This is a genomic window from Actinoplanes sp. NPDC049118 (assembly GCF_040648555.1).
Taxonomy (GTDB): Bacteria; Actinomycetota; Actinomycetes; order Mycobacteriales; family Micromonosporaceae; genus Actinoplanes.
Map to the genome: position 1 here is coordinate 1 of NZ_JBEZDY010000046.1, position 12,966 is coordinate 12,966.

The following is a 12,966-nucleotide window of genomic DNA, read 5'->3' on the forward strand; positions in this document are numbered from 1 at the left end:
CGGTCTCATTCCGAACCCGGAAGCTAAGCCCTCCAGCGCCGATGGTACTGCACTCGGGAGGGTGTGGGAGAGTAGGACGCCGCCGGACTTAACGTGACAGAAAAGGCCCACCCCATACGGGGTGGGCCTTTTCTGCGTCTGCATGACATCATGGCTCGATGCATCGTGTAGCCGGCGCGGGCGGTGGGTAACAGGTGCGCGTGGCCGCCCGGATAGGAGCGTTGGCCGTCGCCGTTGGGCTGATGGCGGGGTGTTCCATGGCCGATGACGGTGGGCGGGACTACAACCCCGACCATCAGCCGGGCTATGTGGTTCCCGACCGGGAGTCCCCGGGTGCACCCGGGCCGATGCCGACCTGGCCAGGCGGCGGGACCGGGCTCGGGCTTCCCGGCATCGGTCAGGCAGAGCCGGGCGAACCGGATCAAGTCGTCCGCGGCGGCTCTGTCGGCTCCGGCAAGCCGGCCGAGTTCGTGCTGGTCAACGCCGCGGACGTCGTACGCATCGAAGTCGGTGATCTCGGCAGCGACCTCTACCAGGTGTCCACGCCGGCGGAATCCGCGGTCGTGCCGACGGTCGACGTCGACGGTTCCAGCATCGTCGCCCGGCTGCGGGACGCCGGCCGCGACGGTCCCGCGATCGTCACCGTGGTGCTCAGCGACGACGTCCGGTGGGCGGTACGTCTCGCCGGCGGGGCCAGCGACCAGGCCGTCGACCTCACCGGGGGCCCCGGAGGCGACGTCGACTTCGCCGCGGGTACCAGCCGAGCCGAGGTCACGCTTCCGGCCGCCCGCGGGACGCAGCGGGTCACACTCGGCGGCGGTGCGAGCCGGCTCCTCGTACATCTGGCCGGTGATGCGCCGGTGCGCGTTGCCACCGGAAGCGGCGCGGGCGACGTCACCGTGGACGGGCAGACCAGGACCGGGGTGTCCGGCGGATCGGTCTTCGCCGCACCGGGCTGGGACGCCGCGGCCGATCGGTTCGACGTCGACGCCACCAGTGGGGTGTCGTCGCTGACGGTTGCCCGCGGCTAGCTGATCCGGCGGGTCCGGAGTCGCTGCGGCGGAACGCCCGCAGCGGTCAACTGGATCGCGATCGCCGCAGACGAGTTGTCCATGAACACGACCACGTGGTGGTCGTCGGCCAGATCGCAGAGCGCGGCCAGCGTGCCCAGGTTGATCGGATCGACATCGGACACGTCGCCCAGATCCAGGATCAGGCGCGTCGGGCGCACGCGGCGGACGGTGTGCACCAGGACCTGGCGGAAGTGCACGGCGCACTCCAGCCCCATCTCACCGTGCGGCTGCACCACCACGCTTCCGTCCGCGCCCCTGCGGACATCGACCGCGGTGTTCGACATCGGACTGCCTTCCGTCACCAAGCGTTCGCCGAGCGGCCAGCGTATGACGGTTCCGTTGTCAGGTCGACCAGTGTTTTGCGCGAATTCGCACGGAACAGAACTAGATGCCGACGACCTTTCCGGGGTTGAAGAGGTCGAGCGGGTCCAGGGTCCGCTTCAACGCCTGCATCATCGCCAGCGCCGGCGGGTCCAGCTCCTGCCACATGCCCGCGCGTTTCAGCAGGCCGACGCCGTGTTCGCCGGTGACCGTACCCCCGAGTGCGATCGCCGCGGTGAGTATCTCCTCGAAGGCCGCCTGTGCCGCCCGGCGGGCCACTTCGTCGCCGGTCGGCGTACGGATCAGCGGGTGTAGGTTGCCGTCACCCGCGTGGGCGATTGTCGCTACCGCGACGCCGTGCCGGGTGCCGATCGCGTCGATCGACGCGAGCATCGCCGGCACCGCCGACCTGGGCACGCAGACGTCCTCGGTCAGCACCGGGCCGAGCCGCTCCATCGCCGGATAGGCGAGCCGTCGGGCGGCGAACAGGGCCTCCGCCTCGAAGTCGTCCGTGGACTGCTCGGCCCACTGCGCGCCCGCCTCCCGGAAGACCCGGGCCAGCGCGCTTGCCTCGTCGTGGCCGGCCTCGCCCGGCGTGTCGACCTGGGCGAGGAGCAGCGCCTCCGCGGTCGCCGACAGGCCCAGGTGCTTCCACTCCTCGACTGCCCGCAGGCACGCCCGGTCGAGCAGCTCCAGCGCGGTGGGCAGCAGTCCGAGGCGGGTGGCCGCGGCCACCGCGTTCCCGGCGGCGACGACGCTTTCAAAGGCGCCGACCACCGTACGGGGTGGCGCGGTGCGGGCGGGGCGGAGGCGCAGCGTGACCTCCGTGACGACGCCGAGTGTGCCCTCCGAGCCGACGAGGAGTCCGACCAGGTCGTACCCGGCGACGCCCTTCGTGGTGCGGCGGCCGACGCGCACCGCCGTACCGTATGGGCCCGCCGGGCCGCCGACAACGGCCTGCAGGCCCAGGACGTAGTCGCGGGTGACGCCGTATTTGAGGCAGCAGAGGCCGCCGGCGTTCGTCGCCACGTTGCCGCCGATGGTCGACCAGGGTGCGCTCGCCGGGTCGGGCGGGTACCAGAGACCGTGCTCGGCGACCGCTGCCTTCAGGTCGTCGTTGACGACGCCGGGCTGGACGACCGCGATCATGTTGTCCGGGTCGATCTCCAGAATCCTGTTCATCCGGGACAGGTCCAGGATGAGGCCGCCGTCGACCGCGTTCGCGCCGCCGGAGAGGCCGGTGCCCGCGCCTCGGGCGACCACCGGGATCCGGCGCGCCGCGCAGGCCGCGACGATCGCGCCGACCTCCTCGGTCGTGCGGGCGCGGATCGCGCCGACCGGTCTGCCGGCGGGCGCCCACTCGGCGTCGTCATGGCTGAGCGAGTCGAGCACCTCGGAGTCGGTGATCAGGTCGAGGCCCGGCAGGGCGGCGGCGAGCGAACCGCTCATGCCGTCACCCTCCGGCCGCGGCCCTCGTTGCCGGTGGCGATCGTCGACATGCTCCGACCCTACGACGGGCACCGGTCGTGTGCTCAGAAGCCGTTCCGGCGTCGGTGGCGAACGGCGGGCCGTGCCGGCGGTGCGGCATGATTGCCGGGTGGCCGAGGGCTATCTGAAGGGCCGGATCCGTCGAGAGGACATCATCACGACGGCCGTCGGTGTGTATGCCGAGGCGGGGTATCACGCCTCGTCGCTGCGGGAGATCGCCCGGCGCGTCGGCATCACGCACGCGGGGCTCCTCTACTACTTCCCGACCAAGGAGGCGCTGCTCGGGGCGGTGCTGGAACGCCGCGACGCGGAGGACACCGAGCGCGGACATCTCGCGGTGCCCCCCGGCCTTCCCGCGCTGCGCCGGCTGATCGCGCTCGCCGGCTATCACGTGCGGCATCCCGGCATCGTGGACGTGTACTCGCGGCTGGCCGCCGAAGCTGTCTCGGACGACCACCCGGCGCACGACTACTTCGAACGGCACTACGCGACGGCCCGCCGCTACGCCGTCGACTCGTTCAAGGTGCTCGCCGAGCGCGGTGAGCTGCGCGCGGGCGTCGACCCAGAGTACGCGGGACTGAACCTGGTGGCGCTGATGGACGGCCTTCAGGTTCGGTGGCTGTCCAACGGCAGCGCGCTGGATCTGGTCGGTGCGCTGCGGTTCTACCTGCAGGACCTGCTGACCGTCCCGCTCGACTAGAGCGTTCCGGCGTACGGATCCCAGCCGGTCGGGAGGGCGGGTGGCACCTCGGCCGTGCTCCGTAGCAGGACCGGCCGCCCGTCGGCGATCGACTCCTCGATGGACTGCATCGCGTCGAGCACGTGGAAGGCGAGCGCGCCGGAGGCCCGTTCCGGCCGTCCGGCCCGGATGGCCCGGGCCGTCTCGAGGACGCCGGTGCCCCGCGACGCCAGGTGACCCTCCGGCGCCAATTCGACCCGGTCCGGCAGGTGCAGCACCGTCGGGCCGTCGAAGCGATTCGGATCCGGGAGTACGGCGGTGCCGAGCGTTCCGGTGACCTCGAGGATGCTCCGGGACAGGGCCGAGTCGAAGCTGAACACCACCTGGGCTGAGCCGCCCCGCTCGAATTCCAGCAGGGCGTTCACCGTCGTGGTGACCTCGACCGCGAACGGCGTACCGGATCGGGGTCCGGACCCGATCACCCTGGTCTCCCTAGCCCGGCCGCCCGCCGCGGTGACCTTGCGGATCGGGCCGAGCAGGTGAACCAGTCCGGTCAGGTAGTAGGGGCCCATGTCGAGCAGCGGGCCGCCGCCGGCCCGGAAGAGGAACTCGGGCGCGGGATGCCAGCTCTCCGGCCCGGGCGACTGGAAGAGCGCCAGGGCCGAACGCGGCTCGCCGATCCGCCCGGCCTCGATGGCGCGGCGCGCGGTCTGCAGGCCGGCGCCGAGGACGGTGTCCGGTGCGCTCGCGACGCGCAGGCCGAGCTCGCCGGCGCGGTTCAGGAGCTTGCGGGCGGACGGCCGGTCCAGGGCCAGGGGCTTCTCGGCCCAGACGTGCTTGCCCGCCTCGAGGGCGGCCAGGCCGACATCGACGTGGGCACCCGGGACGGTGAGGTTCACGACCAGCTCGATCGCGGGGCGCTCGAGGAGTTCCCGCACGGTGCCGAAGGCGGGAACGCCGTGCCGGGCCGCCTGTGCCTCCGCCCGGGCGAGGTCCAGGTCGGCGACCATGTCGACGCGGAGGTCGGGAAAGCTCGTGAGGTTCTTCAGGTACGTGTCGGAGATGACGCCGGCGCCGATGAGTCCGACGTGGACTTGATTCATTCCAGCGTCCCATCGGACGGAGGCGGCGGGAGGCCGGGATTCGCGCCGGCCTGGTCGCGGCGGCGGGCCCGGAGCCAGGCGAGGCACGCGGCGGCGCCGACGATACCCGCCAGGGCCACCTTGAAGCCGACCTTGCTGAAGGCCAGGTAGCCGAGCGACCGCACCAGCCCGCCGGCCCACCACGAAGGCTCGGACCATCGGCCCCAGTCGGCACGGAACTGCCAGTCGACGATCCACCAGCCGAGGGCGAAGAGGGCCAGCCCGGCTGCGCCGGCCACCACGGCGGCGAGGATCAGATGCCTGTGGCGTACCTGAGGAAGGTTCACCAGATCAGCGTAGAAATGGCCGGGCGGCCGCGTCTTCCCTCCGCGGACCGAATGCCGCCTATATCGAAGGTGGGTGGGCCGCGATCGTCGGCGGTCGTTACATCCGTTTTCGGCATGATCGAGGTGATTGATCGCGCGGGGTGGCGGTGGTAGCTCCCCAGCCCTACGATCTTGCTGCTCGCGGCATTCTGGTCCGCTGGGTCCCCCTAGGAGGGTCCACATGTCCCGTTCCGTCTGGCTGTCACGCGTCGGTGTTGCCCTGCTGGTGACGATCTCGGCGGGTGGCCTCGCGGCGCCCGCCCGGGCCGCGGCGACCGGTGTCGCGTCGGTGTACGAGACGACGAAGGTGCAGTACAAGGCCGCCACGGGCAAGCAGAACAAGATCGTGGTTACCCGCTCCGGCAACACCATCACCATCGACGACACGGTGACGGTCAAGGCCGGCAAGGGCTGCAAGGCGGTCAAGGGCGACAAGACCAGGGCCACGTGCAAGACGTCGAAGGCACCGACCCGGGTGCGGGTCTACAGCGGCGACCGTAACGACTCGATCTCCAACAAGACGAACCTGGCGATCACCGCCGATGGCGGAACGGGCAACGACACGATCACCGGTGGCGCCCTCGCCGACACCCTGCGCGGCCGCGACGGCGCCGACACCATCTGGGCCGGCGGCGGCAGGGACTCCCTGCACGGCGACGCCGGTGCGGACCGGATCTACGGCGGTGCCGGCGACGACATGATCAGCGGCGGCACCGGCAACGACCGCATCGACGGTCAGTGGGACAACGACTTCGTCGGCGGCGACGAGGGGAACGACGTTCTCTACGGCGGCACCGGCATCGACCACGTCAACGGCCAGTACGGCGACGACAACCTCTACGGCGGCGCCGGCGGCGACTGGCTCCAGGGCGACTCGGGCAAGGACCGGGTCTACGGCGACGCGGGCCACGACTTCATCTACGCGCACAGCGTCGACGACGCGCCCAAGGACGCGGACTACTACGCCGGCGGAAGCGACACCGACACGGTGACCTATGGCTCGTACCGGGTGGCGATCACCGCGGATGCGGACGGAGTCCAGGGCGACGACGGCGCGAGCGGCGAGCACGACACCATCGCCGCCGACGTCGAGGAGCTCTTCGGCGGCGCCGGGAACGACCGGCTCTACGGCACGGCGGGCGACAATTACCTGCGCGGCTACGAGGGCAACGACACGATCCTCGGCGGCGGCGGAGACGACCTGCTCCGGGGTGACGAGGGCAAGGACCAGCTCGACGGCCAGGCGGGCGACGACCACCTGCTCGGCGACGAGCCCGAGCTGTACGCGGTGCAGGCCGATGTGCTGCTCGGCGGTCCCGGGGTCGACGCGGTGAGCTACGGGTCCTACACCACCGCGATCAGCGTCGACCTGGACGGAGCCCGCGGCGACGACGGCCAGGCCGGCGAGGGCGACACCGTCGGCAGCGACGTCGAGACCATCTTCAGCGGGTCAGGCGACGATCACCTGACCGGCAACGATGCCGCGAACAAGATCACCGGCGACGACGGTGACGACGTCATCCGGGGCGGCGGCGCCGACGACTGGCTCTTCGGTGGCAACGGCGACGACCAGCTCTTCGGTGAGGCCGGCGACGACTCACTGACCGGCGACGACGGCGTGGACCGGCTCGATGGCGGGGACAACGCCACGGAGGCCGGGGACCGCTGTACCTCCTGGGAGCCGGACGTCAACGTGGACTGCGAACGGTAGCCGCATAGCCTGATCTCCGTGGAAGGCGTGCAGCTGCTGCTCATCATCGGCGTCGGCATCGCCGTGTCGGCGATCGCCCGCAAGCGGGATCTCGAACCGGGAATGATCATCGTGGTGCTGGCCGCGTTGGCGTCGTTCATACCGGGAATGCCGCGGCTCGAGCTCGACAGCGAGTTCATTCTGGCGGTCGTGGTGCCGCCGCTGCTCTACTCGGCGACCCGTGGGGCGTCGTTCGCGGCGTTCGGTGCCAACCTGCGCGCGATCATGACGCTCGGCGTGCTGCTCGTGCTGCTCACCGCGGGCGTGCTCGGCCTGGTGGCCTCCTGGCTGCTGCCGACGATCGGGGCCGCCGCGTTCGTGCTCGGCTCGGTGCTCGCGCCGCCGGACACGATCACCACCGTTTCGCACGGTGACGAGATAGGGCTGCCGAAACGGGTCACCTCCATCCTCACCGGGGAGAGCCTGGTCAACGACGCGACCGCGCTCACCCTGTTCAGCATCGCGATCGGTGTGGTCGGCGGCGTGCACACCACGTGGGGGCACGGCGCTCTCGAGTTGCTGCGGAACGCGGCGGTGGGCGTCGGCATCGGCGCCCTGTTCGCGCTCGCCACCCTCTGGATCCGCAAGCGGCTGGGCAATCCGACGCTGGAGACGGCGCTCGTGCTGCTGGTGCCGTTCACCGCGTTCCTGGTCGCCGAGGAGGTGGAGGCCTCGGGAATCCTCGCGGTGGTGGCGGCCGCGTTCTCGATCAGCATCAACCTGACCCTCGACCCGAAACACCAGTACCCGGGCGCATACCGCACCCGGCTGCAGGAGCAGGCGTTCTGGCCGGTCGTGGACTTCGTGCTGGAGACATTCGTCTTCGCGTACATCGGCTTGCAGTTGAAGTTCGTGCTCGAAGACCTGGCCGACTCGGCGGAGCCGGGGCTGGTCCGCACCCTGGTGGCGGCCGGCGCGTTGCTGATCGTGGCGATCGGGTTCCGGCTGGTGGCGGTGTACCTGCTGTTCGGCCGGTGGACGCTGCGCGACCGGATGGTCAAGCGGCGGGCCGAGCGGGACTCCTCCTTCCGTACCGCCTACGAGATGCGCAGGCAGCGGCGGACCCGGCGCGGTGGCGAGCCGCTCGACCCGCCGACGCAGCGGGAGACGCTGCTGGTCGGCTGGATCGGCATGCGCGGCATCCTCACCCTGGCCGCGGCCGGCTCGGTACCGAAGGGAATGCCGGGCCGGGACGCGATCCTGGCGATCGCGCTGCTAGTCACGCTCGGCACGCTGCTCGTGCAGGGCACCACGATCGGCTGGCTGACCCGGCGGCTGAGGTTCGACCTGACCGCCGAGCGGGCCCAGGAACGGGAGCTCCGTCAGCGCGGCCGGCAGATCGTGGCCGACGCGTCCGCTTTGCCCGCCGCCGACCTGGACGCCTCCTTCGAGGCGCAGCGGCTGGCGCTCGGCAAGGCCGTGACCGAGCGGCGGCTGACCGAGGAGATCGCCCGCGCGATGATCGAGGACATCGACCTGCGCCAGGCCGCCCGGCATACCCTGCACCCGACCCACGATTGACCCCGGCGCGCGTACGCTGGCTTCGTGGATCAAGAAGAACGCATCGCCCTGTTCCTCGATTACGAGAACCTGGCGATCAGCGCGCGTGACCACCTTGGCGGCATTCCGTTCGAGCTCCGGCCCGTCGCCGACGCACTCGCCGAGCGGGGGCGGGTGGTGGTGCGCCGGGCGTACGCGGACTGGTCTTACTTCGATGAAGACCGCCGGATGCTCACCCGATCGCATGTCGAGCTCATCGACATTCCGCAGCGGATGGGCGCCTCGCGCAAGAACGCCGCCGACATCAAAATGGTCGTCGACGCTCTGGAAGTGGCATTCGAGCGTGCGTACATCTCGACGTTCGTGCTCTGCACCGGCGACAGTGACTTCACCCCGCTGGTGCACAAGCTCCGCGAACTCAACAAGCGCGTCATCGGGGTGGGAGTCGAGAAGTCGACCTCCGCGCTGCTGCCGCCGGCCTGCGACGAGTTCCTCTACTACGACCGCCTGGAGGGCGTCGAGATCCCGCCGGCGCGCACCCGGCCGAGCCGCCCGGTAAGCCCACCCGAGGTGGTACCGGAACCTCAGCCGGCGGTGGAAACGCCCATGCGTGACGTCGACACGCTCGCCGCCCTGGTCGCGCAGACCGTGGCGGGCCTTCAGCGCAGTTCCAGCGGCGCGGTGACCGCCTCGACGCTCAAGCGGACCCTGCTCCGGAAGGACCCCACCTTCAACGAGGCGGACTTCGGGTTCCGCGCATTCGGCGAGTTGCTTCGCCACCTCTCCGGGAACAATGTGGTCGAGCTGACCGGAAGCTCCGCCAAGGGCGACCCCGAGGTCACGCTTCCGGAACACGGCGACCGGGAGGCCGCGTTCGCGCTGCTGCGCACCGTGGTTTTCGACCTCGCCGGCAGCGACGGGTCGACGGCCCTTTCCGGTCTCAAGAATCAGGTACGCAAGGTGGCGCCCGACTTCAGCGAGAAGAAGCTCGGCTATCGCAGCTTCCTCCAATTCTGCAAGGCGGCGGCGACCGGCGGCGCCGTCGACCTGAAATGGAGCGCCGACGCCGACGACTACCTACTCACCACCAACGCGCAGGCCTGAGCGCATTCTCAGCCCCGGTACCAGATGCGGGTGCCCGTGTTGGTCGCGTTGCCGAGCTGTCGAACACCCCTGCCATGCCCTTGACGACTGGCCGGAGGCTCCAGCGCCGTTGATCGATGCGCTGCCGTCGCGCTGGCGCGGACGGGATTCGCATGACCGGCCCCGGCGGGGCAACGGATGACTTCGGCAGTTGTTAATATCGCGACCCATTGATCAATCTCGTCGGGGGCGACTTTGCGAAGACTTCCCGTGGTCCTGGCCGCGGTCACGGTGCTGCTGCCGATCACTTTGGTGAGCACGGCCGCTTCGGCCGCGGCCGCGACTGCGTACCTCACCGTCATCACGTACGACCGCAGCGGCGCGAAGCTCAAGTCGCCGCTACGTCTGATCAACTTGGACAACGGTGCCGAGTACAAGGGCACGAGCCTCACGGCCAAGAAGCTGAAGAAGGGCAAGTACGCGGTCCTCACCGACATCTACTCGACCAAGGACGGCACCGACACGCTCGGGGCACGGGTGCTCAAGGTCTCGGGCAGAACCAGCACGACGATCGACGCCCGCCGCGGCAAGCCGGTCAAGCTGGCACTGGACAAGAAGCCGGGCGACGCCTACTACCAGGAGGTGCGGGCACAGATCTGCGCCGAGTCGTCCAGCTCGAGCACCGAGATCGGGGCATGGAACGAGCCCGGCAAGATGTTCGTCATCCCCAACTCGTCGAAGAGCCTGCAGTTCGCCTACAACTCCTCCTGGTCGGATGGGTCGACGGGCAACCTGTGGATGGTCTCCGGTGCCACCAAGTCCGCCGTGCCCTCCGGCGTCAGCCGTACCTACCGCACCGCCTCGATGGCCACCGTCACCGGGCGGCTCAAGCGCGGCCCGGCCGGCAGCGACAACGTCGACCTGCGCCTGGTGGAACGCGCCGCGTGCCACGCCGGGTACGGCGCCTCCGTCTTCTCCGGGATCAGCCCGATCGTCACCAAGATCCATGCCAGCCCGGGCAGCTGGAGCCTGGAGGCCAACTGGTGGGGCACGGAGAGCGGCGGCAACAGCGCCATGATGGGCTTCGACTACCGCAAACTCACCCTGGCCGCGGGCAAGTCGTACAACCAGAGCTTCTTCAACGCCGCCTGGGGACCCGGCCGGAACCTGCCCGGCATGTACTCCACCACGCTGAGGTTCGACACCTCGCTGATGTTCACCGACCCCTCGTACGACCTGTACTCCGAGGCCAGCGAGCGATCCCGGGTGACGCTGTACAACAGCGCGAACAAGGTGCTCAAGGCCCAGTGGCGCACGGACTGGGAGGGCAAGGGCTCAGAATTCAGCGCGAAGATCAAGAAGAAGGGCTGGTACCGGCTCCAGGTCGACGCTCAGCGGTACCGGCCCGGCATCAAGCACCCGGCCGACATGCTCTCGCCGCGCGCCCAGGCGATCTTCAAGATGAAGCTGAACCCCAAGGCGAAGTCCCGCTACGCCGACGTGATCCTGCCGCGGATGGTTCCCGGCGGCCTGGACATGAACAACCGGGCGAAGGCGGGCTCCAGCACGGTCCTCGACATCCGCCCGGATCGGCGCAGGAACACTCCCGACCTGAAGCTCGGAAAGGTCACTGCCAAGACGGTCACCGCCCAGGTGTCCTTCGATAACGGCAGGACCTGGCGATCCGTACCCGTCAAGAAGGTCGGCGGTCGCTGGCAGGCCACGGTCAAGAACCCGGCGAGCGGAGCGGTCGCGTTGCGCAGCCGGATCACCACCACGAAGGGCGAGTACGCGCAGGTGACGATCTACCGGGCGTACACGGTCGCCTGACCTGCCGACGGACCACCTGAAGCCCCGGGAAATCCGGGGCTTCAGGTGGCGGTCGGCTGCGAACGTTGATGTGTCACTCCATTAGCCGTTGTGCAGCTGTCCGTCGAATCCTTTTCGTTCTGCCGTGCCGTGCCAGCTGGTCGAGGGTGCCCACGACCGTGGTGGTCTCTGCGAGTCTGATCTGAAGCCAGTCGGTCCAGGTCGCCAGCAACTCCCGGTCGAGGTTTGGGATGGCGCCCTGTAAACGCAGAATGTCGACCTCGCCGGCGCGCCGGGAGGCATACCGCCGGTCCTTCTCGGTGCGGACCGATGCGATCCAACGCTCGCGCCCAGGCGCTTCGACCCATTCCATCATCTGGGTCACCACGGCCGCGACCAGCACGTCATCCGGGTCGAGAAGGACGGCGGCAAGCAACTGCGGATGGCACGCCTCGCAGCCGATCGCCCTTTGGTAGAGGGTCCACCGCTGATGCTCGTCGTCAGTGTCCTCGGGCACCGGCACATCAAGGCACCGCGCAAGATCAGCAAGGGGTGCCATGTGCTTCATCGTCACGGCGTCCTTTCTGCCAAGGCGACCCGCGACCCGCAAAGCGCTAGCGTCGGGGCCCATGATCGTATGGTTCAACGGCACCCACGGCGCGGGCAAGACGACGATCGGTGCAATCGTGCGGCAACTGATCCCGGACTCACGGGTGTTCGACGCCGAGAAGGTCGGCGAGACACTCATGGACATCACGCCGGGGCCGCCCGAGACGGACAACTTCCAACACTGGCCACCGTGGCGGCAACTCGTCGTCGAGACCGCCCGCCGGGTACTCGAATACACCGGCGGCACCCTGGTGATGCCCATGACCGTCCTGGTCGAGCGGTACTGGCGCGAGATCAGCACGGGCCTCGCCCAACATGCCATCCCGGTGAGGCACTTCGTCCTCCACGCCGACCAGGACACCCTCCGCGGACGTATCGAGGCGGAACACGCCGTCCCCTCCCCGTTCCGCCTCAAATACCTCGAGCCCTACGCCGAGGCGGCCCGCACGTGGCTACATGACGAGGCCGAGGTCGTCGACACCACCCACCTCACGCCCGCCCAGGCCGCCCTGCAGATCGCGAACGTCGTCAAGAGCTGAGGCGGGCACTCGGTATCTACGGCAAGTGGCGACCCGCGAATTCGGGCGCGTCGATGGGAACGAACCGTTAAAGTCCTCACCCGTGAATGAGGACCTCGAACGGTTCCTCAATATCGTCGATGTTGAGGCAACCTGTTGGGCTGACAGCCCGCCGCGCGATGAGTCGAGCGAGATCATCGAGATCGGTGTCTGCGTGGTCGACACTCATGACTGGCGACGGATCGAGCGGCGGCGCATCCTCGTCCGGCCACGCCGGTCGCGGGTGAGCGCGTTCTGCACCGAGCTGACCGGGCTCACCCAGGCCGACGTCGACGGCGGTGTGGACTTCGACACGGCGTGCGCCAGTGTCCGAGACGAGCTGCGCGGACGCCACCGGACCTGGGCGAGCTGGGGCGAGTACGACCGGCGTCAATTCGAACGCCAGTGCGTCGGTGGCGTCGGGTATCCGTTCGGCAGCCGTCACATCAACGTCAAGGAACGGTTCGCGACCGCGTTCGGCCTACGCCGAGGGGTCGGCATGAGTCGTGCCCTCGCCCAGGCCGGCCTGCCACTGGAGGGACGCCACCACCGCGGCGACGACGACGCGTGGAACATCGCCGCAATCGTCGTCGAACTCGCCCGCCGGGGACAGCCGGTCACCGGGTGAG

At 69.6% G+C, this 12,966-nt stretch carries 13 protein-coding genes and 1 rRNA gene; 9 read left to right on the forward strand and 5 right to left on the reverse strand.

The genetic code is table 11. The features are described 5' to 3' along the window. Positions 1-88 (forward strand): 5S ribosomal RNA (gene rrf, locus AB0B58_RS40630); the annotation flags it as partial. Between the two features lie 169 nt (positions 89-257). Continuing rightward, positions 258-1,031, forward strand: coding sequence for a hypothetical protein (locus AB0B58_RS40635; RefSeq protein WP_360236147.1), 774 nt, complete (start codon positions 258-260; stop codon positions 1,029-1,031). Here AB0B58_RS40635 and AB0B58_RS40640 read toward each other — a convergent pair. Beyond that, positions 1,028-1,357: an STAS domain-containing protein gene (locus AB0B58_RS40640; RefSeq protein ID WP_360236150.1), complete on the reverse strand. Its 330-nt coding sequence runs from the start codon at positions 1,355-1,357 to the stop codon at positions 1,028-1,030. The two genes, AB0B58_RS40635 and AB0B58_RS40640, sit on opposite strands and share 4 nt — an antisense overlap. 100 nt (positions 1,358-1,457) lie before the next feature. Beyond that, complete coding sequence (locus AB0B58_RS40645; protein WP_360236153.1) at positions 1,458-2,843, reverse strand: FAD-linked oxidase C-terminal domain-containing protein; 1,386 nt, start codon at positions 2,841-2,843, stop codon at positions 1,458-1,460. 148 nt (positions 2,844-2,991) lie between these two features. On the opposite strand from AB0B58_RS40645, the gene AB0B58_RS40650 reads away from it, so the two are divergent. Then, the gene (locus tag AB0B58_RS40650; protein WP_360236156.1) at positions 2,992-3,582 is read left to right on the forward strand and encodes a TetR/AcrR family transcriptional regulator; all 591 of its coding nucleotides are present in this window, start codon (positions 2,992-2,994) and stop codon (positions 3,580-3,582) included. Here the strand turns inward: AB0B58_RS40650 and AB0B58_RS40655 are convergent. Both AB0B58_RS40655 and AB0B58_RS40660 read right to left on the reverse strand, forming a co-directional pair. Next, on the reverse strand, positions 3,579-4,664 hold the full coding sequence (locus AB0B58_RS40655) for a Gfo/Idh/MocA family oxidoreductase (protein ID WP_360236159.1): 1,086 nt from the start codon (positions 4,662-4,664) through the stop codon (positions 3,579-3,581). The genes AB0B58_RS40650 and AB0B58_RS40655 overlap by 4 nt on opposite strands. Continuing rightward, a complete protein-coding gene (locus AB0B58_RS40660) occupies positions 4,661-4,990 on the reverse strand; it encodes a hypothetical protein (protein ID WP_360236162.1) in 330 nt (109 codons plus the stop codon). The genes AB0B58_RS40655 and AB0B58_RS40660 overlap by 4 nt, the downstream gene beginning before the upstream one ends. A gap of 220 nt (positions 4,991-5,210) precedes the next feature. Here AB0B58_RS40660 and AB0B58_RS40665 point away from each other — a divergent pair, with 220 nt between their 5' ends. The 4 genes from AB0B58_RS40665 (at position 5,211) to AB0B58_RS40680 (ending at position 11,192) form a co-directional block, all read left to right on the forward strand. After that, entirely contained in the window at positions 5,211-6,740 is a 1,530-nt protein-coding gene (locus AB0B58_RS40665; protein ID WP_360236165.1) for a calcium-binding protein, read from the forward strand. Between the two features lie 18 nt (positions 6,741-6,758). Beyond that, the gene (locus AB0B58_RS40670; protein ID WP_360236168.1) at positions 6,759-8,300 is read left to right on the forward strand and encodes a sodium:proton antiporter; all 1,542 of its coding nucleotides are present in this window, start codon (positions 6,759-6,761) and stop codon (positions 8,298-8,300) included. A 24-nt stretch (positions 8,301-8,324) separates the two neighbouring features. Next, complete coding sequence (locus tag AB0B58_RS40675) at positions 8,325-9,383, forward strand: PIN domain-containing protein (protein ID WP_360236171.1); 1,059 nt, start codon at positions 8,325-8,327, stop codon at positions 9,381-9,383. A gap of 234 nt (positions 9,384-9,617) precedes the next feature. Then, positions 9,618-11,192, forward strand: a complete 1,575-nt coding sequence (locus AB0B58_RS40680; protein WP_360236174.1) for a hypothetical protein — start codon at positions 9,618-9,620, stop codon at positions 11,190-11,192. Between the two features lie 73 nt (positions 11,193-11,265). Here AB0B58_RS40680 and AB0B58_RS40685 read toward each other — a convergent pair whose 3' ends face one another. After that, entirely contained in the window at positions 11,266-11,745 is a 480-nt protein-coding gene (locus AB0B58_RS40685) for a hypothetical protein (protein ID WP_360236177.1), read from the reverse strand. 55 nt (positions 11,746-11,800) lie between these two features. On the opposite strand from AB0B58_RS40685, the gene AB0B58_RS40690 reads away from it, so the two are divergent. Then, positions 11,801-12,319, forward strand: coding sequence for an AAA family ATPase (locus AB0B58_RS40690; protein WP_360236180.1), 519 nt, complete (start codon positions 11,801-11,803; stop codon positions 12,317-12,319). 25 nt (positions 12,320-12,344) lie between these two features. Next, entirely contained in the window at positions 12,345-12,965 is a 621-nt protein-coding gene (locus AB0B58_RS40695) for a 3'-5' exonuclease (RefSeq protein WP_360236183.1), read from the forward strand. The last annotated feature ends 1 nt before the right edge of the window (position 12,966 follow it).